At 73.0% G+C, this 24544-nt stretch carries 24 protein-coding genes; 5 read left to right on the top strand and 19 right to left on the bottom strand.

All coding sequences use genetic code 11. The annotated features are described in order from the left end of the window. The first annotated feature begins 65 nt into the window (after positions 1-65). Together IEY87_RS43435 and IEY87_RS43430 are read left to right on the top strand one after the other, a co-directional pair. Complete coding sequence (locus tag IEY87_RS43435) at positions 66-1439, top strand: condensation domain-containing protein (RefSeq protein WP_189144746.1); 1374 nt, start codon at positions 66-68, stop codon at positions 1437-1439. A 70-nt stretch (positions 1440-1509) separates the two neighbouring features. After that, a complete protein-coding gene (locus IEY87_RS43430; RefSeq protein ID WP_225278229.1) occupies positions 1510-3021 on the top strand; it encodes an AMP-binding protein in 1512 nt (503 codons plus the stop codon). 44 nt (positions 3022-3065) lie between these two features. Here the strand turns inward: IEY87_RS43430 and IEY87_RS43425 are convergent, their stop codons facing one another. After that, positions 3066-3269, bottom strand: coding sequence for a phosphopantetheine-binding protein (locus tag IEY87_RS43425; RefSeq protein ID WP_225278228.1), 204 nt, complete (start codon positions 3267-3269; stop codon positions 3066-3068). Positions 3270-3574: 305 nt separating this feature from the next. On the opposite strand from IEY87_RS43425, the gene IEY87_RS43420 reads away from it, so the two are divergent. Genes IEY87_RS43420 through IEY87_RS43410 form a run of 3 tightly spaced genes read left to right on the top strand, consistent with a single transcriptional unit; the run spans position 3575 to position 7406 of the window. Beyond that, positions 3575-5230, top strand: coding sequence for a condensation domain-containing protein (locus IEY87_RS43420; RefSeq protein WP_189144743.1), 1656 nt, complete (start codon positions 3575-3577; stop codon positions 5228-5230). Between the two features lie 5 nt (positions 5231-5235). Then, positions 5236-6171: an LPD16 domain-containing protein gene (locus IEY87_RS43415; protein ID WP_189144742.1), complete on the top strand. Its 936-nt coding sequence runs from the start codon at positions 5236-5238 to the stop codon at positions 6169-6171. A gap of 5 nt (positions 6172-6176) precedes the next feature. Beyond that, positions 6177-7406, top strand: coding sequence for a cysteine desulfurase family protein (locus tag IEY87_RS43410; protein ID WP_189144741.1), 1230 nt, complete (start codon positions 6177-6179; stop codon positions 7404-7406). A 50-nt stretch (positions 7407-7456) separates the two neighbouring features. On the opposite strand, the gene IEY87_RS43405 is transcribed toward IEY87_RS43410, so the two are convergent. From IEY87_RS43405 to IEY87_RS43320, 18 genes are read right to left on the bottom strand one after another with little or no spacing between them, the layout of a single operon-like run. After that, the gene (locus IEY87_RS43405) at positions 7457-8461 is read right to left on the bottom strand and encodes a hypothetical protein (protein WP_189144740.1); all 1005 of its coding nucleotides are present in this window, start codon (positions 8459-8461) and stop codon (positions 7457-7459) included. 15 nt (positions 8462-8476) lie between these two features. Then, the gene (gene rfbA / locus IEY87_RS43400) at positions 8477-9355 is read right to left on the bottom strand and encodes a glucose-1-phosphate thymidylyltransferase RfbA (protein WP_189144739.1); all 879 of its coding nucleotides are present in this window, start codon (positions 9353-9355) and stop codon (positions 8477-8479) included. Between the two features lie 23 nt (positions 9356-9378). Beyond that, positions 9379-10542, bottom strand: coding sequence for an ABC transporter permease (locus IEY87_RS43395; RefSeq protein ID WP_225278227.1), 1164 nt, complete (start codon positions 10540-10542; stop codon positions 9379-9381). After that, the gene (locus IEY87_RS43390; RefSeq protein WP_189144738.1) at positions 10539-11711 is read right to left on the bottom strand and encodes an ABC transporter permease; all 1173 of its coding nucleotides are present in this window, start codon (positions 11709-11711) and stop codon (positions 10539-10541) included. The genes IEY87_RS43395 and IEY87_RS43390 overlap by 4 nt, the downstream gene beginning before the upstream one ends. Before the next feature lie 13 nt (positions 11712-11724). Next, a complete protein-coding gene (locus IEY87_RS43385; RefSeq protein WP_189144737.1) occupies positions 11725-12663 on the bottom strand; it encodes an ABC transporter ATP-binding protein in 939 nt (312 codons plus the stop codon). Then, positions 12660-13772 (bottom strand): right-handed parallel beta-helix repeat-containing protein, encoded by a 1113-nt coding sequence (locus IEY87_RS43380; protein ID WP_189144736.1) that lies wholly within the window; start codon positions 13770-13772, stop codon positions 12660-12662. The genes IEY87_RS43385 and IEY87_RS43380 overlap by 4 nt, the downstream gene beginning before the upstream one ends. Further along, positions 13772-14236 carry a 4'-phosphopantetheinyl transferase superfamily protein gene (locus tag IEY87_RS43375; RefSeq protein WP_189144735.1) on the bottom strand — a complete coding sequence of 155 codons (465 nt, stop codon included), beginning with the start codon at positions 14234-14236 and terminating at the stop codon, positions 13772-13774. Before IEY87_RS43375 ends, IEY87_RS43380 begins: the two co-directional genes overlap by 1 nt. Further along, positions 14233-15018 carry an alpha/beta fold hydrolase gene (locus IEY87_RS43370; RefSeq protein ID WP_189144734.1) on the bottom strand — a complete coding sequence of 262 codons (786 nt, stop codon included), beginning with the start codon at positions 15016-15018 and terminating at the stop codon, positions 14233-14235. The genes IEY87_RS43375 and IEY87_RS43370 overlap by 4 nt, the downstream gene beginning before the upstream one ends. 60 nt (positions 15019-15078) lie before the next feature. Continuing rightward, on the bottom strand, positions 15079-15936 hold the full coding sequence (locus IEY87_RS43365; protein ID WP_225278226.1) for an ester cyclase: 858 nt from the start codon (positions 15934-15936) through the stop codon (positions 15079-15081). Beyond that, on the bottom strand, positions 15929-16435 hold the full coding sequence (locus IEY87_RS43360; protein ID WP_189144732.1) for a holo-ACP synthase: 507 nt from the start codon (positions 16433-16435) through the stop codon (positions 15929-15931). The genes IEY87_RS43365 and IEY87_RS43360 overlap by 8 nt, the downstream gene beginning before the upstream one ends. Continuing rightward, positions 16432-17337, bottom strand: coding sequence for an ACP S-malonyltransferase (locus IEY87_RS43355; protein WP_189144731.1), 906 nt, complete (start codon positions 17335-17337; stop codon positions 16432-16434). Before IEY87_RS43355 ends, IEY87_RS43360 begins: the two co-directional genes overlap by 4 nt. A gap of 58 nt (positions 17338-17395) precedes the next feature. Further along, on the bottom strand, positions 17396-18265 hold the full coding sequence (locus tag IEY87_RS43350; protein WP_189144730.1) for an alpha/beta fold hydrolase: 870 nt from the start codon (positions 18263-18265) through the stop codon (positions 17396-17398). Further along, positions 18262-19500, bottom strand: a complete 1239-nt coding sequence (locus IEY87_RS43345) for an FAD-dependent oxidoreductase (RefSeq protein ID WP_189144756.1) — start codon at positions 19498-19500, stop codon at positions 18262-18264. Before IEY87_RS43345 ends, IEY87_RS43350 begins: the two co-directional genes overlap by 4 nt. A 5-nt stretch (positions 19501-19505) precedes the next feature. After that, entirely contained in the window at positions 19506-20237 is a 732-nt protein-coding gene (locus IEY87_RS43340; protein ID WP_189144729.1) for a nitroreductase family protein, read from the bottom strand. Next, positions 20234-22648, bottom strand: coding sequence for a beta-ketoacyl-[acyl-carrier-protein] synthase family protein (locus IEY87_RS43335; RefSeq protein WP_189144728.1), 2415 nt, complete (start codon positions 22646-22648; stop codon positions 20234-20236). Before IEY87_RS43335 ends, IEY87_RS43340 begins: the two co-directional genes overlap by 4 nt. 35 nt (positions 22649-22683) lie before the next feature. Then, positions 22684-23760: an aminomethyl transferase family protein gene (locus IEY87_RS43330; protein WP_189144727.1), complete on the bottom strand. Its 1077-nt coding sequence runs from the start codon at positions 23758-23760 to the stop codon at positions 22684-22686. Between the two features lie 3 nt (positions 23761-23763). Next, a complete protein-coding gene (gene fabZ / locus IEY87_RS43325; RefSeq protein ID WP_189144726.1) occupies positions 23764-24252 on the bottom strand; it encodes a 3-hydroxyacyl-ACP dehydratase FabZ in 489 nt (162 codons plus the stop codon). Next, the gene (locus IEY87_RS43320) at positions 24249-24539 is read right to left on the bottom strand and encodes an acyl carrier protein (protein ID WP_189144725.1); all 291 of its coding nucleotides are present in this window, start codon (positions 24537-24539) and stop codon (positions 24249-24251) included. The genes fabZ and IEY87_RS43320 overlap by 4 nt, the downstream gene beginning before the upstream one ends. Positions 24540-24544: the final 5 nt, after the last annotated feature.

Genomic DNA, 24544 nt, shown 5'->3' with positions numbered 1-24544 from the left:
CTTGACCCGCGTACGTCCCGTCCGCGATGAATAACGGGCGGAGAAAGCCGGCTCGAGGAGATCACATGACGGTCGAGGCACATTTGAGTCACGGCCAGCTCTTCAGCTGGCGGGAGATCGAGCGTTATCCGCGAGGATGGGGCCACGAGGCGAACCTCCCGGCGACGTGGGACCTGCGCGGCCTGACCCCGGCGCAGGTGGAACAGGCGCTCGGGCGGCTCGTCGACCGGCACGAGACGCTGCGCACCACCTACGAGGTACGCGACGGGCTGCCGGTCCAGCGGGTGCACGCGGGCGTGCCGCTGCCGGTCGAGCGGGTGGACCGCCTGGTCACCGACCCCACGGAGCACGAGCGGGTCAAGATGGAGCGGGTGGCGATCCCGTTCCCGATGACCGGCGACCTCAACTGGCGGGCCCTGATGGTCAGCTCCGAGGGCGCGCCGATGTACCTGAGCCTGACCTTCTCGCACCTGATCGTGGACGTGTGGTCGATCCATCATCTGCAGGACCAGTTCAAGGCGCTGGTGGCCGGGCGCCCGGCGGCCGAGGTCGAGCTCGGCTCCACCCCGCGTGAGCTGGCGCGGCGGCAGGCAGAGGCGTCCTGGCAGCCCGTGCAGGCCGCGTCCGAGCGCTACTGGCGCGGCGTGTTCGCCGACGGCCTGATGGACCGGTTGCCGACGCTGCCGGCGCGGGTGGAGCGCGAACGGCTGGAGCTGACGCTCACCTCGCGCCGCCTGGGCGGGCTGGCCGCGCAGGCCGGCCGGACGCACGGCGTCACCCCACCGGCCGTGATCATGGCTTTCATCGCCGCCGGTCTGGCCCGCCAGCTGGACACCGACCGGGTCACGATGAGCCTGATGTCCTCCAACCGGTTCGCCCAGGAGGACCAGCACAACATCGGCACGATGAACCAGCTCATCCCCTTCGTCACCGCCGTGGACCGTGGCGCCACGCTTGGCGAGCACATCAGGCGCCTGCACTGGGCCGCCGCCAAGGCCTACCGCTACTCCTGCTACGACTTCGACCGGGTCACGGCCATGGCCGCGGCGGCCGGGGAGGATCCCGGGCACGACTGCTGGGTCAACCACCTGTTCCGGGCCTGGTTCAACTACGTCCAGGTGGACCGGCGCCCGGCCGACCCCGCCGACCGGAGCCCGGCGACGCTGGCCTGGACGCCGCTGGCGCAGAGCTACGGGCAGGCGTTCCGGGTCCGCGTCGAGGTGGGGGACGGGGAGACCCGCGTGCTGATGCTGGCCGACCCCGAGGTGCTGCCCGCCGAGGCGATGACCGACATCATGCGTACGCTGGCGCTCGGCGTTCAGCTCGCGGTGACCGATCCCGGCCGCAGCCTGAAGGACCTGTGGAACGGCCACGGCGGCGACCTCCCCCCGGCCCTGTTCCCTCGCGACCTCCCCGCCCGACCGTCCCAACCGCAGTGACGACGTACGTCAATCGACCGGCACCCCCGTACCGACCGCCTGAAGGTGCCGACCGACGATGGGAGAGACCGTGGCACGCACCCTTTACCAGTGGTTCGCCGACTCCGCGGCACGTCACAGCGAGCGGATCGCGCTGGAGGCGGGCGGCACGAGCCTCACCTACGCCGAGCTCGACACGCTGTCCGCGCGGCTGGCGGCGGAGCTGGTCCGCGCCTGTGGCGGCCCTCCGGCCAGGGCCGGCCTGTACGCGGCGCGTACCCCCTTCGCGTTCGCCGGTTACCTGGCGATCCAGCGGCTCGGCGCGACCGCGGTGCCGCTGAACCCCGCCGTGCCCGAGGCGCGCAACCTGACGGTGGCCGCCAGAGCGAGTCTGGACGTGGTGCTCGCCGACGCCGGCCTGAGCCCGCCGCCGGCGTTTCCCGCCCCCCTGCTGGCGTCGAGCCTGGCCGACCCGCCCGCGCCGGGACCGCTCCCCGCCGGTGAGCCGGACCCGGACGGCCTGGCGTACGTGCTGTTCACCTCGGGCTCGACCGGCACGCCCAAGGGTGTGCCGGTGCGCCACCGCAGCGTGGACGCGTACCTCACGCACATCGTCCCGCGCTACGCACTGGCGCCCGGCTGCCGCGTCTCCCAGACCTTCGACCTGACCTTCGACCTGTCCGTCTTCGACATGTTCGCCGCCTGGGGCGGTGGCGCGACGCTGGTCGTCCCCGGCCGGTACGACCTGCTCAAGCCGGTGGCGTTCGTGAACCGCGAGCGGCTCACCCACTGGTTCTCGGTGCCCTCGGTGGTGTCGCTGGCCATGCGGCTTCGCCGCCTCGCGCCGGGGGCCATGCCGTCGCTGCGCTGGAGCCTGTTCTGCGGGGAGCCGCTGTCGCTGCGGCAGGCCGGCGCGTGGCAGGCGGCGGCGCCGGGCAGCGTGCTGGAGAACCTGTACGGCCCGACCGAGCTGACCATCAGCTGCACCCAGTACCGGCTGCCCGCCGATCCGGCCGCCTGGCCCGGCACGGCCAACGGCACCGTGCCCATCGGCCTGCCGTACCCGGGGGTCGAGCACGTGGTGCTCGACGGCGACGGACGGCCCGCCGACGAGGGCGAGCTGTGCCTGCGCGGGGTGCAGCGCTTTCCCGGGTACGCCGACCCGGCCGACGACGCCGGCCGGTTCGTCTCCTTCGACGGTGTACGGGCCCGCGACGGCGAGGCCGTGACCGAGGAGTCGTGGTACCGGACCGGTGACCGGGTCGCCTGGCGGGACGGCCTGCTGGTGCACCTCGGCCGGCTGGACCAGCAGGTGAAGATCTCCGGCCACCGGGTGGAGCTGGGCGAGATCGAGGCGACCCTGCGCGGGCTGCCGGGCGTGCTTGAGGCCGTCGTGCTCGCGCTGCCGGACCGGGACGGCGAGCTGGCGCTGGAGGCGGCCTGCACCGGCCACGGGCTGGACGGCGTGGCCCTGGCCAAGGGGGTCGCCGAGGTGCTGCCGGGCTACATGGTGCCGCGCACGGTGACGGTGCTGGAGGCGCTGCCCCTCAACGCCAACGGCAAGGTGGACCGGCGCGCCGTCGCAGGCGCCCTGCGCGCCTGACCGCACGGAACCAGCCTGAATCGGCTCTGGTCGGCGGAGCCGGGTCACCTGTGGGGCACCAGCGGGGCCACCGCCTCCCACAGTGAGCCCACCGTGGCGAACGTCGCCTCGTCGAGGATTTCGTCAGGCACCTGCACCCCGTAGGCGTCCTCGATGTCCACCAGCAGCCGCACCACGCCCATGGAGTCCAGGCCGAGGCCGGCCAGCTCGTCGAACGCGGCCAGCATCCCAGAATCGGCGAAGGGCAAATGCGGTCGCAGAATATTCTGGAATTCCTGAGGTATTTCGAACATCGTCACTTGGCACCTCATAGGAGAGCGTACTCCCACGATTTTCGCGGCCGTCCGCGACACCGGTCAAGGCGACGGACCGGCACCCCACTGGCAGGAAATAGCGGCCTGTTCCGGCCAGCGGGAACAGCTTGTCATACGCGTACGGAAAGCCAATGCTCAATATTGTCGACCTGTCCTCGCATACGCGGCGGTGGAGGCCCCAATTGTCCGCTGTGAAGTCCGCGAACCTCTGCTGGGGGCATCGCTACATGTGGCTGAGAATGCATCAGCTGCCGCCCGAGCACCAGCACGAGTCGCACATCCTGCTGCGCTTCCAGATCCCTCCGAGCCTCACCCTCGCCAACATCCGGGCGATGCTGCTCTCCTTGACCCGCCGGCACGAGGCGTTGCGGACCACCTTCGACGTCGACGGCGGCCCACGGCAGCGGGTGCACGCGCCCGGCCCGTGGCCGATCGTCCAGGCGAGCGTGGAGCGGGACGGGACGCCCCGGCCCGCGGACGTGATCGAGGAGCTGACCTCCCGGCCGTTCGACCTGGCCGCCGAGTGGCCGATCCGCGCCTGCGTCATCACCCGGGACGGCGCGCCGCAGCAGGTGGTCATCGTCTTCAACCATCTGGCCGTCGACATGTGGACGCTGGAGAAGGTCGAGCAGGAGCTGTGGGCGCAGGCCCAGGGTCTCATCTCACGCCGCCCCGCGTCGCTTCCCCCGGTACGGCAGCAGCCCACGGACCTGGCGCGCTGGGAGTCGTCGGCAGACGCCGCCGTGCCGGCCTCGCGCGCCATGGCGTACTGGGAGGAGCAGATCTCCCGCCTGCCCGCCGACCCGTTCGCCGCCCGCCGGCGGGCGGCCCCGCCCGAGGAGGCGCGGCACGCGACGCTGACCTCACCCGGGCTGCTGGAGGCGGGCCGGCGGATCGCCACCCGGCACAAGGTGTGGCCGTCGGCGGTCCACGTGGCCGCGCACACCGCCCTGATGGCCGCCTACACCGGGCAGGCCGCGCTCGGCCAGCTCGCGTTCTCGGGCAACCGTGCGGCGCACCCCTACCCCGACGTGCTCACCTGCATGTTCTCTCCCATGCTGGTGGGGATCGACTGCTCGGACGACCCGCCGTTCAGCGAGCTGCTGCGGCGGGTGACGAGCGGCTCCGAGCAGGCCGCCCGGCACGCGTACGTGCCGTACGACGAGGTGGTGGAGCTGGTGTCCCGGGAGGGTTCCCGGCGCGGCGAGCCCGTACGGCTCGGCTTGGAGGTCAACTTCCTCAACCAGCGCACCCTGTCCTACCGGGGCAGGCGCACCACGTTCACCTGGAACCGGCCGCCGACGGCGTGGACGCACCACGGCGGCGACACCTACCTGCGGATCGACGAGTGGCGGGACGCGGTCGTGCTGGCGCTCCAGGCGTCGTCCTCGGTCATGGACGCCGGGGCGGTGGAGGCGTTCCTGCGCGGCCACGAGGCCCTGGTGCTCGCCCACGACGATCCGGCGACCGACCTGCGCATCAGCCAGGTGGCCACACTGGCGGGCTTCGACCCCGCCGCCGGTTCCACCACAGCGCCCGCCGCCGTACCCACCGCTGGTAGCACCACAGCGCCCGTCGCCACACCCACCACGATGCCCGCCGTCACACCCGAGGCGGCCGAGGACGCCGTGCGGGCGCTGGCGCGGGCGGTGTGCCGGGTGCACGGCCTCGCCCGCCTCGACCCGTCGGACAGCTACGTCCTCGCCGGCGGCCGCGTCCTGCGCGCCCCGGAGGTGCTGGCCGATCTCAGCGACCGAGGCTGGCAGGGCCTGACGCCCCGCCTGCTGGCCGCACCCACGCCGCTGAAAGTCCTGGCCGGCCTGCTGGCCCCGGCCCGCCCCGTCACCGGCACCGCCGAGCCCGACCGCACGACCAACCAGAAACTCGGAGTGTGAAGACCATGGGTAACGTTGTCAGCGACCGGGTGACCAAGGCACACCGGCTCGTGGCCTCGGAGCAGGAGCTCCGCGAGGTGGTCGGCCGCGAGCTGCCCGACGCGGGCCTCAGCGAGCTGGTCATCATGGGTGGCCACTTCATGCTCTTCGAGGACGACGCCACGGGCCGCCTGGTCCCCGGCATCATCGAGGAGCAGCGGGGCGACGTCATGCGCCGCCGCGTCGCCGGCCGGGTGGGCGTCTTCCCCGGCTACACCTGGCGACTGTCGGCGGACCTGGCCCGCTCCTACACCGACGCGGGCACCGCGATCCGCCTCCTGCTGCTGGTCAACGACTGGCAGTACGTGCCCAAGACCGACCGGCCGGCCAGTGAGCTGCGCGCCGAGTTCTTCGCGGGGTTCACCGCGCTGCCGGACGACTACCTGAGCGCCCTGGCCGAGGCGGGCCTGTCCCCCGACGTCGTGCTGCCCAGCCGCAAGCACCCGCTCGCCTTCCCCGAGACCTGGCTGAAGTACCGCTTCCAGAAGGCGGCCGACAAGTTCGTCAAGCAGGGCCTGCTGGAGAAGCGTTTCCTCGACTCCGGCGAAGAGTCCGGTGCGGAGTCCGGTGAGGAGTCCGGCCGCGTGTCCGGCCGGGACACCGAGGTGGCCTTCCTCGACGCCGAGGGCAACTACCGCACGCTGATCAGCTGCGGGATCACCGGCTGCGCGGGCGAGATCACCGAGATGATCTCCGAGGTGCACCGGGCCGGTCACCGTTCGATCCTCATCTTCGCGCCGGGCGAGTGCCTGGTGCCGGTGCAGACCGGCGTGGAGATCGCCCTGAATCTGTACGATCTGCGCGGCATGCGGGTGGTCATCGCGGCGCCCGGCGGCAGCGGCGAGATGTCCGAGGACGAGATCTACGGCAACCTCGTCTCGGTCAGCACCTACAGGAGCTGACCACCATGAGAATCATCTACCTGGACAACTGCGCCACGACCCGCGTCGACGACGAGGTGGTCGACGCGATGCTGCCCTTCCTGCGCGAGGACTTCGGCAACCCGTCGTCCCCGCACCTGCTCGGCAAGCGCGCCCGCAGGGCGGTGGACGCCGCCACCGAGTCGGTGGCCCAGCTGATCGGCGCCGACCCCGAGAGCCTGGTGTTCACCTCCGGCGCGACCGAGAGCAACAACCTGGCGCTGCTGGGCATGTTCGGCCACGACGAGCGCTCCCCGGTCAACGCCGCCGTCTGTCCCACCGACCACAAGTCCTCGCTGTCGATCGGCCGTGCCCTGGCCGACCGAGGTCTGGACGTCGCGACGATGCGGGTGGGCCCGGACGGCCGGGTCGACCTCGGCCACCTGGCCGGCCTGCTGGACCCGTTCTCCCGGGTGGCCACCGCCGCCTGGGTGAACAGCGAGATCGGCACGGTCCAGCCCGTCGCGCGGATGGCCGCGCTCTGCCACGACGCCGGCGCCCTGCTGCACGTGGACGGCGCCCAGGCTGCGGGCCGGATCCCCATCGACGTGCGGGAAGCGGACGTCGACACGATGTCGGTCTCGGCGCACAAGGTGCACGGCCCCAAGGGCGTCGGCGCGCTGTACGTACGGCCGGAGATCCGGCACCGGCTGCGGCCGGTGCTGTTCGGGGGCGGGCAGTACGCGTTGCGCAGCGGGACGATCCCCACCCATCTGGTGGTCGGCATGGGCAAGGCGTGCGAGCTGGCGCTGGCCGGGCTGACGGCCGGGTGGCAGCGGGTGCGTGCGCTGCGCGCGACGGCGCTGGACCTGCTCGTGGCCGGTTTCCCCGGGGTCCGGGTGAACGGCGACCCGGACGGCGGTGTGCCGCACGTGCTGAACGTCGTGCTGCCAGGCGTGCGCGGCGAGAGCCTGGTGTCGAGCCTGCGCTCGGTGGCGCTGTCCACCGGGTCCGCCTGCAACTCCGGCTCCCAGGAGCCGTCCTACGTCCTGACCGCCATCGGGGTGCCCGCCGAGGACGCCAACAGTTCCGTACGGATCTGCCTGGATCCCCGGATGTCCACCGAGGACCTGGTGCTGGGCGTCGAGCTGGTCCTGGAGCGGGCCCGCGCCCTGGCCGACGTGGCCGTGGCGATGCACGGCCACCACGTACCACACGACGTACCACACGACGTGCCACACGGCGTACCACACCGCGTGCCGGAGCCTCTTGTCTAGCGGGCGGCCGTCCCCGCGCGTCCCGCTCGCGGGACGCCGGGGACGCGCGATCATCCGGCGGCCCCGAGATATCTCCGGGCCGCCTGGACGCCCGCCTGGAACCTGCTGGTGGCGTCCAGGTCGCGCATCAGCATGGCGATGTGCCGGCGGCAGCTGCGCACCGACATGCCGAGCTTCCTGGCCACGACCTCGTCGGTGTAGCCCTTGGCCATCAGCGAGGCGATGGCCTGCTGGAGGTCGTCGGCCACGTTGGCGTAGCCGACCTCGACGCCCTCCAGCGGCGTGGCGGTCTCCCACAGGTGGTTGAACAGGTCCAGCAGGAACTTGGCGATGCCGTGGCTGTGCACGCGGGCGACGCTGGCCTCCCCGTCGTCCTCCACGCCGAACATGACGACGAGCGCCCGGTCGAAGACGACCGCCGACCTGGGCACGTGGCTGACGGTGAAGACGGCCGCGCCGGCGTCGGTCAGCCGCTTCAGCAGCATGCGGGTGGACACGTCGGCGCGGCTGCGGTGCTGGCAGATGATGCGTACCGTGACCCCTCTGGCCAGCAGTGTCAGATACATCTGCGACAGGTCCTCGACATCGCCGCCGGCGGCCTGCATGGCCAGCACCTCGTCGCGGCAGGCGTCCCCGGCCATCTTCAGGAAGCCGCGCACCTCCATGGCGCCCACGAGGTACTCCACGGCGCTGGCGGCCGAGCTCCGGCCGGCGTCGCCGTACTCGGAGCGGAAGGCCCCCATCCGTTCGCGGATCTGGTCGATCAGCTCGCGGCGCTGGTAGATCTCACGCTCCACGGATGACACCAGGGAGGCGGAGGCCAGCTCAGGATCGACCGGCACGAACCGGCGGCCCTCGCTGTCGTCCACCCGGAGCAGCCGGCTCTCCACCAGGTTGGCCACCGCCTCGTGCGCCTCGCGCAGGCTCAGGCCGAGATCCTCGGCGGCCACCTCGACGGCCTCGATCACACCCTTGCGGGCGGCATAGCGGTAAATGTCCGTCACAGGGTCGCCGTCGGCGGGCGATCTGCCGGTGAACAATGTGGTCACACTCATGGGTCGGTCTTCCTCTCACCTGTTCATGAACTGCTCGGCCACCGAGATGACGTACTGGCCGTAGGTGGACTTCTCGAGTTCGACGCCGAGCCGATGACAGGCCTCGGCGTCTATGTAGCCCATTCGCAGGGCGATCTCCTCAAGGCAGGCGATGCGCACGCCCTGCCGCTGCTCCAGCAGCTGGACGTACTGGCTCGCCTGCAGCAGCGACTCGGGGGTGCCGGCGTCCAGCCAGGCGAAGCCGCGGCCGAGGTCGACCACTCTCGCCCTCCCCCGTTCCAGATAGGCGCGGTTGACGTCGGTGATCTCCAGCTCGCCGCGCGCCGAAGGGGTGATGTTCTTGACGATGTCCACGACGTCGGGGTCGTAGAGGTAGAGGCCGACGATCGCCCGGTTGGCGCGGGGCGTGCGCGGCTTCTCCTCGATGGACAGCAGCCGGCCGCCGGCGTCGGTCTCGGCGATGCCGTACCGGTGCGGATCGCGTACCGGATAGCCGAACAGCACGCAGCCGTCGACGGCGTCGCACTCCTGGCGCAGCCGCTCCTGGAAGGAGTAGCCGTGGAAGACGTTGTCCCCCAGTATCAGCGCGACCGGGTCGCCGCCGATGTGGTCGGCGCCGATCACGAGCGCCTCGGCGATGCCGTTGGGCTCGGCCTGCTCGGCGTAGTCCAGGCGCAGGCCGAGCCGGGAGCCGTCGCCGAGGAGGCGGCGGATCTGCGGCAGGTCCTCCGGCGTGGTGATCAGCAGAATGTCGCGGATCCCGGCCAGCATCAGCACCGACAGCGGGAAGTAGATCAGCGGCTTGTCGTTGACGGGCAGGAGCTGCTTGGAGACCGCGAGCGTCGCCGGCAGCAGCCGGGTGCCGCGCCCTCCCGCGAGAAGTATCCCCTTCATCCGTACCATCCCCCTCGTGACGATCAGGCGGCCCTGGTGCGCCGGTCGAACAGGAACAAAGAGCCGCCCAGCAGCAGAACGGCCATCCCCGCGAGCACGGCCACCTCGGGCAGGATCGCGCCGAGCCCGGTGCCGGGCCTGGCGAGCGTGAGCAGCGCGTCCATGCCCCAGGCGTGCGGGAAGGCGTGGCCGATGGCGTTGATGACCTCCCCGGAGGCCTCGCGCGGCCACAGGCAGCCGCCCAGCATGCCGAGCACGACCCCGAGCGGCGGGCCGATCGCCGGCGCCTGGTCGGGAGAGCGCAGCAGCGTGCCGACCAGGATCGCGGCACCGGTGGCGACCAGCGCGAACACCCCCACGACGACGGCCACGGCGAGCGGGTCGCCCCACCGCACGCCGAACGCCAGCGAGCTCACCACCATGATCAGCACGGCCTGGCCGGCCGCGACCAGGAACCTGCTCAGCGCCTCCCCGAGCAGCACCGACCGCTGGTGCACGGGTGCGGTCAGCGACCGTTGCAGCATGCCCAGCCGGCGGCTCTCCACCAGGGCCGCGGCGACCGCCATGGAGTTGATGAAGGTGAACAGCAGCAGATTGGCCGGGGCGGTGTAGGCGAACCCGCGCGGGTCACCGGCGGACGACGCCGAGTCGGTCACCGCGACCCGGCCCCCCTCGGCCTGGGCCTGGCGCACGTACTCCGCGGCCTGGGCGGGGGTGGCCCCCGCGACGCCGGCCGCCCGGGTGGCCTCCAGGACCGCGGCCACCTTGCCCACGGCGACGTCCACGGCGCTGCGGGCGGCCAGGCCGCTGCCGTTGGTCTGCGTCATGACCAGCTCCAGCCGGGTCGAGTCCGCCGGGATGATCAGGCCGGCGGCCAGGGCGCCCTCGCGCACGCCGGAGCGCAGCTCGGCCGCCGTGCCCATCGGCAGGACCTCCAGGTCCGGGTGGCGTCGCAGCTCGGCGGACACGGCCGTGGCGATCGGGCCGGAGCCCTCGGCCACGACCCCCACGGGCAGGCGGGCCGAGCCGGTGGTGCCACCGCCGAGCGCCATCCCGACGAAGACGATGGACACGAACGGCATGATCACCATGAAGAACAGGCCGACCCGGTCCCGCGTGTGCCGTCGCAGGTTGGCGGCCACCAGGGCCAGCACCGGCCGGGGCCGGCCTGGGGGAAGTGTGCTCAAAGCAGCAGTCCCTTCTTGAACCCGGCGAGAGCCAGCCCGCCCGCCACCATCGCGATGGCGCACAGCACGCCGATCGGCCCGGCGACCGCGCCGATGGACCCCGCCGCGCCGGAGCCGGCCAGCTCGGTGAGGGCCGTGGACGTCCAGCCGTTCGGGGTGAGCAGGGCCACCGCGCGCAGCGGCTCGGGCAGGTCGTAGAGCGGGACCAGGCTGCCGCCGAAGAACGCCGCCACGAACGAGACGACCATGATCACCCCGTCGGCCTGGGCGTCGGTCCGCACCCGGCTGGCCACCAGCATGGTGATCGCGGCGGCGGCCAGCACGTGCGCGACCAGCACCGCGAACACCGCGACGGGCTCGCCCCAGGTGGTGCCGAAGATGAGCGTGGAGGAGCCCCAGCAAACGCAGACGCTGACCACGGCCAGCGCGAACCCGACGGCCCCCTTGCCCACGACCGGCACCCAGGCCGCGACCGGGCCCGCGCGGATCCGGTCGAGGGTGCCGAGCTTGCGCTCGGTGAGCAGGCCGCGGAAGGAGGCGCCGACCACGAAGAAGGCGAACAGGGACGCCATGCCGGAGCCGTAGTAGACCGACAGGTCCACCTTGCCGCCGGAGAGAGGGTCGTCCGCGAGGCTGAGGAACGGGCCGGCCGCGCCGTTGCGCTCCACCAGCTCCTTGACCTCGTCGCCGGGCACTCCGGCGCGCAGGACCGCGCGGACCGCGAGGGTCCTGGCGTCCACCACCGCCGAGATCCGGTCCACGATGGCGCTCGCGACCACCCCGGCCAGCGGCGCCTCCGGCGAGGTCAGCACCGAGACGCCGCCGCCGCGCCCGGCCCCCACGCTCTGGCTGAAGCCGGCGGGGAAGACGATGGCCGAGCCGATCTCGCCGGCGTCCAGCGCCCGGCGCGCCTGCTCCTGTCCGGGCAGGTCACGCAGGGTCACCGCCCCCTTCAGCTCGTCGGAGGCCAGCACCTCGCGGCGCACGGAGGCGGGGAACTCGCCGCCGTCCAGGTCCACGAAGCCCACGGTGGCGCGCAGCGGCGGGTCGTCGCCGCCGAGCGCGAGGCCGAAGAGGGTGGCCAGCGTCACCGGCACGATCAGCGCGATGACGATCGCGGTGCCGTCCCGCAGCCGGGTGCGCAGTTCGAGCGCGCTCACCGTGACCATCGCCCGCCACATGTCAGTCCCGCAAGGTGGTGCCGGTGAGGTGCAGGAAGGTCGCCTCGAGATCGGGCTCGATGACCTGGGTGGCGGTGACCGTGGCACTGCCCTCCACGGCGGTGATCAGCGCGGGCAGCAGATATCTGCCACCCTCGGCGATCAGCCGTACGGACCCGGCGCCGGTCATGGCCGCCTCGATGACGCCCTCGACGGTGCGGAGCTTGGCGAAGGCCGCCGCCACGTCCCCGTCGAGCACCAGCTCGATCGTGTCGGCGCTGCCGACCATGGCGACCAGCTCGCGCCGGGTGCCGTCGGCGACGATCCGCCCGTGGTCGATGATCGCCACCCGCTCGCAGACCCGCTCGACCTCCTCCATGTAGTGGGAGGTGTAGAGCAGGGACATGCCGTCCTGGACCAGGAGCTCCAGCCCGTCCAGGATGGCCTTGCGGCTCTGCGGGTCCACCCCGACGGTCGGCTCGTCCAGGATCAGCACGTCGGGGCGGTGCAGGAGGGCCGCGCCGATGTTGATGCGCCGCCGCATCCCGCCGGAGTAGGTGTCCAGCCTGCCGTCGGCCCGGTCGGTCAGCCCGATCAGGTCCAGCACCTCCTCGATCCGCCCGGCCAGCCGGCGCCTCGGCAGGCCGAACAGCCTGCCGAAGAAGCGCAGGTTCTCGCGGCCGGTCAGCTCCGGATACAGCGCGATCTCCTGCGGGACATATCCGATCCTGGCCTTGGCCCGCCTCGGGTCGGCCGCCAGGTCCGTGCCGCCGACCAGGACCGTCCCGGCGTCCGGGCGCAGCAGCCCGACGAGCATGGAGATCGTCGTCGTCTTGCCGGCGCCGTTCGGGCCGAGCAGCCCGTACGCCTGACCGGGCGCTATCGCGAAGCCGACGTCATCGACCGCGGCCACGTCGCCGTACCTCTTGGACAGGCCCTCGCAGGCCAGCGTCGGCGTCATCGCGGACCCCAGCCTTCCGGCACCGTCAGGCCCGGCGGCTCGCCCTTGTCCGCGACGTTGCCGGCGAACACCTGCCGGGCCAGGTCGGCGCCGAGCTGGAAGTCAAGCGGGCTGTTCCCGGTGATCCGGTTCCACAGCACGTGGTTGTCCAGGGCGTCGTCGCCGCCCCACTCCTTGGAGGAGCCGATCACGAAGCCGGCGCCCATCACGGACTCCCCGCTGGGATGGTTGTCGTGGATGTGGTTGTCGACGACGCTGACCCGGTGGGTGCCGATCAGCGCCAGTCCGACACCGGAGATCGGCGGCCCCGCCGCGCCCAGCCCGTCGGGCTCGGCGCCGCTCGCCAGGTCGTTGCCGTGCAGCTCGTTGCCCGCCACCAGGCAGTCGCGCACCCCGCCCTCGGGCTCGCCCTCGTAGACCTGGTTGAGCAGCAGCACACCGATCGCGTTGCCGTGGCAGGAGTTGCGGACGACGCGGGCGCCGGAGGAGTTGTCGACGAAGATGCCGAAGGCGTTGGCGTAGGTCTCGTTGTCGGCGATCAGGCCGCCGGAGCGGGCGCAGAAGCTGAGGGCGACGCCGCCGTACTGGCTGCCCGTGGCCCGGCAGCGCAGCACCTGGCAGCCGCTCGACTCGCGCAGGTAGACGCCCCACACGGCGTTGTCCTCGGCGGCCACCTCGCGCACGGTCACGCCGGCGACGGTGTGGGCGTAGATCCCCGCCCCGGAGAAACCCCGCACGGCCAGCCCTTCGACCCGCACGTCCCCGATCCCCCCGCCACCCGTCCCGCCGCTTTCCTCGCCGTTTGTCCTGCCACCCGTCCCACCGCTTTTCTCGCTGCTCTTGTCGCCGCTTTTCTCTCCGTGTACGGTCACGCCGCTGACCACGTCGTCCGCCGCGTCGTGCAGCCGGGGGACGCCGGCGGGGCCGCCTTCACCCGGGACCAGCACGGTCCGGTCCGGTCCGGCGCCGATCAGGGTCACGCCCGCGTGCTTGATCCACACGTTCTGCCGGTAGACGCCCTCCTCCAGGACGATCCGCGCCCCGGGGCCCGCCTCGTCCAGCGCCCGCTGGATCGACTCTCCCGGCCGTACCGTCACCATCCGCGCCATCACACGCTCCCGTCCACGTACACGATCGCCAGCGATACGAACAGTCCGTCGCCGATCCCCCAGCGGGCGGCGCCGGCCACGGTCACGTCCGCGTCGCCCTCGGGGCGCAACCGGTGCAGGGCGGCCCGGCCGCTCGCGCCGCGCACGGCGTACGCGGCGCCCTCGGTCAGCGGCAGCCCGGTCGAGGCGGCCAGCTCCCCGGCGGCCTCCTCCAGCAGCGAACCGCCCCAACCGGCCGGCGGCCGGGGCGCGGCCTCGAAGTCATGCCAGGCGAACCCGGCCGGGCGACCGCCCACGGCCTTGATCAGGCTCTCCTTGACCGAGAACGCGGCCGGGCCCGGCCCCAGCTCACGCTCGGCGGCGGTGGTGAGACGGCGGTCGAACACCCGCCCGCCCCGCCGCGCCGCCCGGACGATCCGCTCCACCTCCACGATGTCCACGCCCATCAGCACGGCGGCGCTCATGCCAGTGCTCCGGCGCAGCGGGCCACGAAGGGCTCCAGGACGGCGGTGTACTCCTCGGCCCGCTCGACCATCGGGATGTGCCCGCTGTCCTCCACGAGCAGCACCTCGTTACGCGGATACTCGGCCAGCACCTCCAGCCACGGATCCACGGGCGTCATCCGGTCGTGCCGGCCCCAGACGTACATGGCGGGGCAGGCCACCCGGTCCAGCGCCGCCCTGACCTGATATTTGCGGGTCGCCTTGAGACTGCGGGCCATGCTCACCATCGACTCGGGTCGCCGCAGCATGTCGCCGACCTCCGCCATCCGCTCGGCGGAGAACAGGCTGCGCCCGCCGTGGAACAGCGCCGCCATCATGCGCTCGCCGAACTCGTCGCCGAACGGCCGCACGCTCCCCCTCCGGTCGAAACTCAGCCCGACGTCGGGGTCGGCGGTCAGGCCGGGCGCGCCGCTGACCACGATGCCGAGCACCCGGTCGGGGCGGCGGCCCGCCAGGTCGATGGCCACCAGACCGCCGAGCGAGTTGGCGCACAGCACGATCTCCGCCGCCCCGGCCGCGTCACACGCCCGCAGCAGCGCGTCGCCGAGCTGCTCGATCGAGCCGGCGATCCGGCGGTCGAGCGCGCAGATCGCCTCATGGGTACGCAACACCGGCCGACCGGCCGCCTCCAGCCGGCGGTAGGGGTGCTCCCAGATCCAACCACCCGCGAACAGCGCGGACATGAACACCACGGCCGGCCCGGGGCTGTCGCCGAGCCGATGCTCAGCGGTGAAGTCGATCATCAACGCTCCAGTTCACTTGCGTCGTCGGGTCACGAGGATCGCGGGGCTCGGCGGGCGGGGTTACAGCGTGGCGGCGGAATCGGGGGTCCAGCCGCACGCGCAGGGCGCGCCGGCGTCGGTCGCGACGACGGTCGCGCAGTTCGGGCAGCGGGCGTAGTCGCGGGCGGAGGCGGGATACCAGACGCTGGTGTGTACGCGGGTGCACAGGCCGCCCTTGAAGAAGCGGCGCATGGCCCGCTGGTGCGGCCGGGCATGGACCGCGCGCAGCGACTCCGGCCGGTCGAACGCGCTCAGCGTGAACTTGCGGCCGCCGGCGTCGAAGGTCGTCGCCCCGAGGAAGCCACGGGACGCCCGCAACGACTTGACGATCTCCACGCTGAGCAGGTCCACGTCGGCCGCCTCGACGTCGTCGCGGATCTCCAGCCAGGTCAGCACCAGTGCGCCAGGCCGCTCGGTGCGCCCGGTGGCGACCCTGGCGCTCAGGCCGTACTCGCGGGTCTCGTCGGCGGCCGGCACGAACCGCGCCGCGTAGCCGAGCGCCTCGGCGAGCGCCAGCCTGTCGTAGATCCGCTGTACGTGCGCGCCGTCCCGGCCGAGCGTCACCAGGTCGGTGCCGGACACGGCGACGGTCCCACCCGTCGCGGGCATCCCCAGGTACGCCCCGCGATGGTCGGCCCGCAACGTCCACGAGACGGTGACCGCGTCCTCGCCACCCGTCACCCTGTCCACGAGAAAGCGCGGCCCGGCGAACCGGGCCAGCACCCCGGCCGCGTACGCCACCAGCCCATCGCCGGCCAGCACGCCCCCGGAGTCAGGATCGGCATAGGACGCGACACTCGCCGCCACCGCCTCCGCGTCGCCCGCACTCCAGGCCGCCAGATGCTCCTCCGCGACCTTCCGTACGTCCACCTCACCCACGACGCCCTCCCACGTGACCCGGCAGACGACCGGAGGAAGGGGCCACGACTCGCGGGACATCCCCGGGCAGGTGAGGTACGACCGGCGGGGTGTCCTCGGGGAGGAGGGCGGAGGCGAGGGCCATGGCCAGGGCCTGGTCGTGGGTGTGGCTGATCGAGACGCGGATGCGCCGGCGGGGGTCGGCGCGGGTGGCCGGGGCCCCGGTCAGGTGCACGGCCGGCGGGTGGCCGTCAAGACAGGCGGCGTCGCCCAGGCAGGCCGGGGAAGGCCGGGGCAGGATCTCGACCTGGCCGAGATGCCCGGCGGTCGGCGGCAGGCCGAGCAGGCGCAGCACCGCCCGCTTGGCGGCCAGCCGCCCGGCCCAGTGCTCCAGCGTGCCCGCCGTGGACCTGACACGTTCGGCGGCGGTGTAGACGTCCGCCACCCGCATCCCGCCGAGCAGCTCGACGGGCCGGGTGAGGCCGGCGTAGCCGACGGCGGCGCTGCCCCAGCGGTTCACGCGGCCACCTCCTTGGCCAGGCGGCGCAGGGTGCCGGGGTCGGCCATGCTCAGGCAGCGGGCCCCGGCCCGGCGGGACAGCCCGGCCAGCACCTTGCTGTCGCCGACCTCGACCCCGGGGGCGATCGCGTCGACCGCGCCGACCGTACGGATCCATCGGACTCTGCCGGTGAGCTGGGCGACCAGCGCCTCGCGCAGCGTGCGAAGGTCGGTGGTGGGCTCGCCGGTGACGTTCGGCACGACGGGGACGCGGGGGGCGCGCATCGCGGCGGCCGCCACCGCCGCGGCCCACTTGGGGACGGCGGCGGCCATGAGCGGGGAGTGGTAGGCGTCCCCGACCTTGAGCGGCATGATCTTTGTTGCGTCGGTGGCGAGCTTCTCCAGCCGGTCCAGGGCGGGCGCCGCGCCGGAGACGACCACGTGGCCGGGCGCGTTCTCCAGACCCACCACGACGGGCTCGCCGGGGGCGGCGGCCTCGGCGGCCAGTTCCTCCACCCGTTCGACCGCCAGGCCCATCACCGCGCGCATCCCGCCACCGCCGCCCGCGACGGCCATGAGCCGGGCGCGCGTCTCCACCAGCCGTACGGTCTCCGCCAGGTCGAGCACGCCCGCCGCGTGCAGAGCGGTCAGCTCGCCCACGCTGTGCCCGGCCACGACGGCGGGCTCGTACCCCTCCTCGGCCAGTACGGCCAGGGCCGCGAGGTTGCAGGCGGTCACCGCCACCTGGGCGTGCTCGGTGGACACCAGGCGGTCGAGCGGGCCGCGCGCGCACAGCGGGGAGATCGGCCGCGACAGCAGCGCGTCGATCTCGTCCAGCCGGTCGCGGGCCACCGGCCTGCGGCGCAGCCACGCGCCCATGCCGACCCGCACGGTGCCTTGGCCGGGAAAGAGAAAGCCGAACATGACGTGCACCTCCTTTCGCTACGGCCGGCGTCGCGGCCGGCGCTCCTCGTGCGCCTCGCTACAGCCGGCGTCGCGGCCGCCGCTCCTCGTGCGCCGGACGTTCGGTGCCGAGGAAGCCGAGCAGCAGCTTGTTGACCTCGTCGGGGGCGTCGAGGGGCAGCCAGTGACCGGCGTCCTCGATCCGCTCGTAGCGCCAGGGGCCCTTGACGAACTTGCCCGATCCGGCCATGCCCTCCTCCAGCAGGGCCTTGTCGCCCGCGCCCCAGATGCCCAGCGCCGGCGCCAGGACCGGCGGGAAGGGGCGGGAGATGCGCAGCTCGGCGGCGGGCGAGCGGTTGGCGCGATACCAGTTGAGCCCGGCGGTCAGGGCGCCCGGCCTGGCCAGGTCGCGCACGTAACGGTCGTGGTCGCCGTCGCGCCCCATGATCTCCTTGAACAGCCGCCAGCCGTTGCGGCGCAGCAGCTCCTCGCTCACCCCGGGGAACTGGTAGAAGAGCATGTACCACGAGGCGGCCCGCTGCTCGATCGACGGCGTGGCGAAGACGCCGGGATGCCCGACCGACAGCGTCACCAGGTGATCGAGCCTGCGCGGCATGAGGAAGGCGTACATCCAGGCGATGGCCGCGCCCCAGTCGTGGCCGACGAGGTGCGGCCGCTTGACGCCGAGCTCGATGGTGAGCGCCACGATGTCGTTGACGATCGTCTGCATGCCGTACGCCTCGACCTCCTGCGGCTTGCCGGAGTCGCCGAAGCCGCGCAGGTCGGGCGCGATGACCCGGAAGCCGCCCTCGACCAGCGCGGGGATCTGGTTCCGCCACAGGTAGGAGGAGTCGGGGAAGCCGTGCAGCAGGACGACCGGGTCGCCTTCCCCCTCGTCGACGTAGGCGAGGTCGACGCCGTTGACGTGGACCGTCTTCTTCTCGATCATGCCGTCTCCCTGAACAACCGCTCAGCGAAGAACTCGCTGAAGCCGAACTCGGGTACCTCTTCGGGGGCGACCATGTTGAGCAGCCCGGTCACCTGCGCGGCGAAGTTCTTGGCCATCAGCTTGCGGACCCGGCGTCTGCGCTCGACGGCCGCGGGGCCGAACTCGACGTGCAGCCTGCTGATGATGGAGGCGCCGAAGTCGAGCCGCTCGATGCGGAAGGCCCGCTCCTCGGCGTACGGCGCGAACGCCGGAGGCGACCAGTCGGCGGAGCCGAGCAGGATGTCGCAGACGGTCCTGGAGTCGCGCAGCGCGCACGACAGGCCGGTGCCGAGCACGGTGTCGGCGTTGCCGGCCTCGTCGCCGATCAGCACCACGCCCTCGGTCATCGGCGGCCCCTCGGGGACGCTGGACACCGACGGCCACACCGACAGCGGCCCGGCCGGGATCGCCTCGGTCACCGCCTTGCCCCGGTCGGGCAGGCACTCCAGCTCGAAGGCGGCCAGGAACCGCGCCACCCCGCCGGGGCCCCGGTAGCGGTGCTTGTTCACGGTGGGGAAGTTGAGGTAGAGGCGGGCGCGGCCGTAGCCCTGCGGGAAGACCATGAACATGCGGTCGCCCTCGGTGCCCATGGCCTGCACGTCGGGCGGCCAGGCGTCCATGCCCTCGACCATCATGCCGCCGCCCCAGTGGTGCATGGAGTTGCGCATCGTGATGCCCGCCTGGCGGCCCACCGTACAGCCTCTGCCGGTCGCGCCGAGCACGATCCGCGGGCGCAGCTCGCGCGGCCCGTCCGGGGTGCGGTAGGAGACGACCGGGCGCGGGCCCGGCGTCACGTCGATCTTCGAGGCCGCCATCTCCAGCCGGGCGCCACTCTGTACGGCCTGCTCCGACATCAGCTCGCACACCGCGTGGTGCGGGAAGGACATCGGCCCGCCGATCCCGGGGATGAACCCGGTCATGTCCACGGCCTCGACCTCGTCCTCGGTGACGGCCTCGTCCCAGGTCATCCACTCGCGGATCTCCCAGCCGCCGCCGGCCCAGAAGCACTCGTCCACGCCCAGGCGGCGGGCTTCCCTGATGCCCCAGGGCGCCAGCCACTCGCCGCGTACCAGATCCTTGTAGGCGTCCTGCTTCTCCAGCAGGACCACGGACAGCCCGCCGGCGGCCAGCTTGCAGGCCGCCGAGGCGCCCGCGATGCCGCCGCCGACGATGACGACGTCGGGCTGCTCGACCATGTGCGTCAACTCCCCCACCTCTCCCAGTAGGTGCGCTCCGCCGCGCGGTGGCGGTCGGCCGGGCGAAAGTCGGTCCCCAGCGTGTAGGCGACCGGGATCATGCACACCTGCGTGACCCCGGTAGGGATGCTGAGCAGCTGCCCGACCTGCCGTTCGTGGGGGACGTGCAGGCAGGTGATGGTGCTGCCGAGGCCCCGGCTGCGCAGCGCGAGCTGGAAGGACCAGATGGCGGGGAAGATCGAGCCGTAGAAGATACTGGCCCTGGTCTCGCCGTGGCGCACCAGGTGGCCGGGGTCTTCGTCGGCCTTGTCCGCCATCCGGGCCCGCCACGCCTCGTTGATGGCCGTGACGTCCGGCGGGCGGCCCAGCACGCACGGGATGACCAGGGCCGGCACCGCCTCCAGCGTCTCGGTGAGCGCGTGCGCCGAGGCGTAGTTGCGCTTGGCCTGCGCGTCGTTGCGGCGACGGCCGGCGTTGGTCCAGATGTCGTTGCGGTGGAACGTCCAGGACGAGCGGATCATCTCGGCCAGCTTCAGCTTGACGGCCGGGTCGGTGATCACCAGCCAGCGCCAGTTCTGGTGGTTGTTGGCCGTCGGCGCCTGGACGGCGACGTCCAGCGCTTCCAGGATGACCTCGCGCGGCACCGGCCGGTCCAGGTCGAGCCGGCGGCGCACGGATCGCGTGGTCGTCAGCAGCCGGTCGGTCTCGGCGACATCGAAGGGCGGGGCGCCGCTCATGCCGCCCCCAGGAGTACGGCGCCGTACACCGAGCCGGGCGCGGCGGTCAGCGCGAGCGCCCGCGCCACCGGCTCGGGCAGCGCGGGGTCGGTCAGATAGCGGCCGGGCTCCCCGGCGACCGGCCGGGTGAGCCCGTCGAGCGCGGGCGCGATCCCGTCGCGGACGGCCAGCGCGCCCAGGGCGATGTTCATCGCCCCGCTGGCCGCCTGGCAGTCGCCGATCAGCGCGGCGGACGAGGTGAGCACCCCACCCGCCCCCATCGCCAGCACGGCCGCCGCTTCCCTTTCATCCTGAGCCGCCCCGACCACCACCCCGGGAGCCGCCCCCGCGAACGCCGCGATCCCCCGCCCCACCGCACTCGCCGCGTCAGCCGTGTCCGGCGGGGTGCTTGAAGGCGTGTCCGCCGTCGCGCGCGGCGGGGTGTCCGTCGGGTGGTGGGGGGCGTGGGAGGTGCCGAGCACGTGTGCGTACGGCCGGCCGCCGCGCTCGGCGCAGTGCTCGGCCGACTCGACCACGAAGGCCACCGCGGCCGACCCCGGCACCGGCTCGGCCGCGCCCGCCTCGTACGGGGTCGGCACGACGCCGTCCTGGTCGGCGTACCCGGCAGGACCGCCGGCCCGCTCGTCGGCCGCGACCACCAGGACCACCTCGGCCTTGCCCGCCCTGATCAACTCCAGGGCGCAGTCGAGCGCGATCGAGGCCGACGCGCCGCCGTTGCAGATGGTGGTGGTCGGCCCGCGCAGGCCCAGCGTCTGGCAGACGGCCCCGCCGGTGGCGTTCAACACGACGTTGGAGAAGCTGAGCACGGCCGGCTTGTTCGGGTTGAGCGCGATGCTCTGGTCGAAGCCGCCGGTGCTCTCGCTCGACCCGGCGCCGGTGGCGAAGATGAGCCCGACGTCGTCCAGCGCCTTCCTGGGCAGCTTCAGCCCGGCGTCCTCCCAGGCCAGCCGGGACGCGGCGATCGCCATGCGGGACAGGTGGTTCATGTGCCGCCACAGCGAGCGCGGCGCGTACGTCCGGCCGTCCAGCGACGGCGCGCGCCCGGCGGCCCGCCGTCCGGCGGAGATGGCCGCGCTCACCTCGGCGATGCCGGTGCCCGCGCCGGTGACCGGCCCGAGCCCGGTGATCACCGCCTCGCGGCGCGGCAGTTCTTCGTACGGGCGTGGCTCCCGGGGCCGGGTCAGCACGAGGGAGACGTTGTTGCCGCCGAACGCGTAGTTGTTCGACACGACCGTCTCGATGGTCATCGGGCGGGCCACGTTCGGCACGAAGTCCAGGTCGGTGGCGGGCGCGTCGCCCGGCTCGGTGTCGAAGCCGATCGTGGGCGGGGCGACGCCGTGGCGCAGCGCCAGCACCCCGGCCACCGCCTCGACCGCGCCCGCCGCCCCCAGCGTGTGGCCGAGGAAGGACTTGATGCTGCTGGTGGGCACCTGCCCGGCCCGCTCGCCGAAGGCCAGGCGCATCACCTTGGCCTCCATGGCGTCGTTGGCCGGGGTGCCGGTGCCGTGGCCACTGACGTAGTGCACGTCCTGCGGTGACAGGCCCGCGGCGGCGAGCGCGCGGCGCACGGCCGCGGCCCCTCCCCGGCCGGTCGGGTCGGGCGCGGTCGCGTGGTACGCGTCGGCCGACAGGCCGTAGCCCGCGACCTCGGCCAGCGGGACCGCGCCCCGGGCCAGGGCCAGGTCCAGCGGTTCGAGGAGCAGGAAGGCGGCCCCTTCGCCCAGGTTGAGTCCGTCGGAGCGGCTGTAGGGGCGGCACGGGCCGGTGCTGAGCGCCTGCAGTCCGGCGAAGCCCGCGTAGGTGCCGAACAGCAGCGGGTCCACGCCGCCGGCCAGGACGGCGTCCGCCTCGCCGGTCAGGATCTTGTCCATGGCGAGGCCGACCGCGTTGCCGCCGGCCGCGCACGCGGTCGAGACCAGGATGCGGGGGCCGCGCAGTTCCAGCCGCTCGGCCAGCACGTCGCCGGTGCGGTGCATGGGCTGGTAGCGACCCGCGACGTCCGGGGTCGCCTGGCACTTCCCGAGAATGACCCCGAACCGCCCCGGCTCAGCGATCACCGACCCCCCTGGGCCGCCCGCCGGCGCGCTCTCTTGGGTGCCCGCCTGGGTGCCCGCCTGGGTGCCCGCTTGCACGCCGGCGCGGGCGCCTGCCTGGGTGAGAGCCTGGCGGGCGGCGACGAGTGCCAGCTTGGCGGTGCGGTCGAGGCCGGCGTCGGCGGCGGGGAGCTGGGAGGTGATCCACTCCTCGGGCACCTGGCCGGCGTGCCTGGCCTCGAACACCGCGTACGCCTCGTCCAGCACGGGGGTGAGACCCCCCTGGCCGGTGGTGAGCCGCCGCCAGAATTCCGCGGGGTCGCGGCCGGCCGCGCAGATGATGCCCAGGCCGGTGACGACGACGGGCCGCAGCGCCATGCTTGTCTCCTTCTCGCGAGAAGCGGGCAGCCCGATCAGATGATCGGGATGCTCCAGCTCTTGGGCACGATGTAGGGGCTGGTCAGCGTGGTCACCCCGACGCCGCCGGCGGACAGTCGCAGCCCGGCGGCGGCCAGGTCGCGGTCCACGCGGGCCAGGCCGAGCGTGGTGCCGAGGCCGACGCTGTGCACGGCGTGCACGACTTCGCCGATGACCTGGTCGCCGGCCATGACCCGGGTGCCGGCCGCAGGCACGCCGTCGGCGCAGGTGAAGCCGATGGTGCGGCGGCCGGTCCCCGACTCGAACGCGGCCAGCACGGCCTCGCGCCCCACGAACGCCTCCTTGGTGACGTCGACCAGCCAGTTGGCGCCGATCTCGATCACCGTGGCGCCCGGGGTGGCCTCGTGGCGCGGCATCGGCTGGCGGACCTCCAGCATTGCCAGCTCCAGGGCCTCCTGACCGGCCGGCCGGGCGTGCTCCAGCGACAGCGACCACAGCCCGGCGGCCGCCTCCCGGGGGACGATCATCTGGTAGCCGTACTCGCCGGTGAAGCCCGTCCTGGCGAAGACGATGTCCACGTCGTCCCAGGTGGTCTCCACCACCGACTCGAACGGCAGCGAGGCCAGCTCGCCGTCGATCAGCCGGCCGACCACCCCCCAGGCGTACGGACCCTCCAGGCCGACGAGCACCAGCTCCGGGGAGCGGTCGGCGATCTCGATGCCGTCGTCGGCCTGCGCCCGCAGGTGCTCCAGCAGCCGCGTCCCGGCGCCGCACGAGCTCGCCAGGAGGATGCCGTCCTCCCGGCCGAAGGCGAGCACCTGGTCCACGACCTGCCCGGCGTCGTCCAGGACGAGGCTCATCATGCAACGGTCGGAGGTGAGGTACTCCACGTCGCGGGCCAGCACCCGCTGCGCGTACTCGACCGCGCCGGGGCCGGTGATCTCGATGAGCCGGTGCCCGCTGAGATCGAGGACGGCGGCGCGCTCCCTGAGTGCCGCGTACTCCTGCGACAGCGCGTCGGGCGCGGCCGAGAAACGCAGCGGCACGGTCACGTCGCCGACCTCGCCGTAGACGGTTCCCTCAGGATGGGTGGCCGCGAGGACGTTGACCATGGTTCACACCTTTCGCACAGAACGTTGACCGGCCGGATCGGCGATCGTGAGGATTCCTTCGGCGGCCACCTGACCGGCCACCCGGGCCGACACGCGGAACTCCGCGAATCCGCCGCCGCCTCCGGCGCGCTCGGCCGTGAGGGTGAGCTGGTCACCGGGGACGACCGGGCGCCGGAAGCGCATCGACTTGATGCCCGCCAGGTAGCTGATCTCGCTGGCCCCGGCCAGGGCGAAGACCACGCCGGCGAGCTGGGCCAGCGCCTCGGTGATCACGACGCCGGGCAGCACCGCCTCGTTCGGGAAGTGGCCCTGGAACCACAGCTCGGTGCCGGCGACGTTCTTGGTGGCGGTGCCCTTCACGCCGGGTTCCACCTTGCCGACCCGGTCCAGCAGCAGCATCGGCCAGCGGTGCGGCAGCACGGCGCGCACCTGGTCGTGGGTCAGCCCGGAGACCACGGGCAGGGCGGCGGGCTGCGCCTGGGTGAGCGTCATCCCTGGGCCCGCAGGGCGGGGTTGACCTCGTCCGCGAGCCGCGACACCGAGCCGAAGACGGCCATCTCGCTGTCGTACAGCGCGACCCCGAACTCCGCCTCGATGGCGACGTAGAGCTCCAGCACGTCGAGGCTGTCCAGCTCCAGGCCGCGGCCGAACAGCGGCTGGTCGTCGGTGATCCAGTCCGGCTCGATCTCCAGATCGAGCCGTGAGACGATCATCTTCTTGATCTGGCTGCAGGTCTGCTGCCGTTCGGCGGCCTTGGCGCGCAGCTCGTCGATGGTCATGATTC

Origin of the sequence: Nonomuraea glycinis (genome assembly GCF_014646515.1) — a bacterium.
GTDB lineage: Bacteria > Actinomycetota > Actinomycetes > Streptosporangiales > Streptosporangiaceae > Nonomuraea > Nonomuraea glycinis.
This window is presented reverse-complemented; position numbering and strand designations above follow the sequence as displayed.

What these genes read in the sequence shown, in the direction of transcription:
- IEY87_RS43420 (WP_189144743.1), top strand. Translation starts at nt 3,575, where the DNA reads ATGCATCAGCTGCCGCCCGAGCACCAGCACGAGTCGCACATCCTGCTG.
- IEY87_RS43345 (WP_189144756.1), bottom strand. Translation starts at nt 19,500, where the DNA reads ATGGTCGAGCAGCCCGACGTCGTCATCGTCGGCGGCGGCATCGCGGGC.
- IEY87_RS43380 (WP_189144736.1), bottom strand. Translation starts at nt 13,772, where the DNA reads ATGGCGCGGATGGTGACGGTACGGCCGGGAGAGTCGATCCAGCGGGCG.
- IEY87_RS43340 (WP_189144729.1), bottom strand. Translation starts at nt 20,237, where the DNA reads ATGAGCGGCGCCCCGCCCTTCGATGTCGCCGAGACCGACCGGCTGCTG.
- IEY87_RS43355 (WP_189144731.1), bottom strand. Translation starts at nt 17,337, where the DNA reads ATGTTCGGCTTTCTCTTTCCCGGCCAAGGCACCGTGCGGGTCGGCATG.
- IEY87_RS43370 (WP_189144734.1), bottom strand. Translation starts at nt 15,018, where the DNA reads ATGATCGACTTCACCGCTGAGCATCGGCTCGGCGACAGCCCCGGGCCG.
- IEY87_RS43385 (WP_189144737.1), bottom strand. Translation starts at nt 12,663, where the DNA reads ATGACGCCGACGCTGGCCTGCGAGGGCCTGTCCAAGAGGTACGGCGAC.
- IEY87_RS43410 (WP_189144741.1), top strand. Translation starts at nt 6,177, where the DNA reads ATGAGAATCATCTACCTGGACAACTGCGCCACGACCCGCGTCGACGAC.
- IEY87_RS43330 (WP_189144727.1), bottom strand. Translation starts at nt 23,760, where the DNA reads ATGGTCAACGTCCTCGCGGCCACCCATCCTGAGGGAACCGTCTACGGC.
- IEY87_RS43350 (WP_189144730.1), bottom strand. Translation starts at nt 18,265, where the DNA reads ATGATCGAGAAGAAGACGGTCCACGTCAACGGCGTCGACCTCGCCTAC.
- IEY87_RS43405 (WP_189144740.1), bottom strand. Translation starts at nt 8,461, where the DNA reads ATGAGTGTGACCACATTGTTCACCGGCAGATCGCCCGCCGACGGCGAC.
- IEY87_RS43415 (WP_189144742.1), top strand. Translation starts at nt 5,236, where the DNA reads ATGGGTAACGTTGTCAGCGACCGGGTGACCAAGGCACACCGGCTCGTG.
- fabZ (WP_189144726.1), bottom strand. Translation starts at nt 24,252, where the DNA reads ATGACGCTCACCCAGGCGCAGCCCGCCGCCCTGCCCGTGGTCTCCGGG.
- IEY87_RS43390 (WP_189144738.1), bottom strand. Translation starts at nt 11,711, where the DNA reads ATGGTCACGGTGAGCGCGCTCGAACTGCGCACCCGGCTGCGGGACGGC.
- IEY87_RS43375 (WP_189144735.1), bottom strand. Translation starts at nt 14,236, where the DNA reads ATGAGCGCCGCCGTGCTGATGGGCGTGGACATCGTGGAGGTGGAGCGG.
- rfbA (WP_189144739.1), bottom strand. Translation starts at nt 9,355, where the DNA reads ATGAAGGGGATACTTCTCGCGGGAGGGCGCGGCACCCGGCTGCTGCCG.
- IEY87_RS43320 (WP_189144725.1), bottom strand. Translation starts at nt 24,539, where the DNA reads ATGACCATCGACGAGCTGCGCGCCAAGGCCGCCGAACGGCAGCAGACC.
- IEY87_RS43335 (WP_189144728.1), bottom strand. Translation starts at nt 22,648, where the DNA reads ATGGCGCTGCGGCCCGTCGTCGTCACCGGCCTGGGCATCATCTGCGCG.
- IEY87_RS43435 (WP_189144746.1), top strand. Translation starts at nt 66, where the DNA reads ATGACGGTCGAGGCACATTTGAGTCACGGCCAGCTCTTCAGCTGGCGG.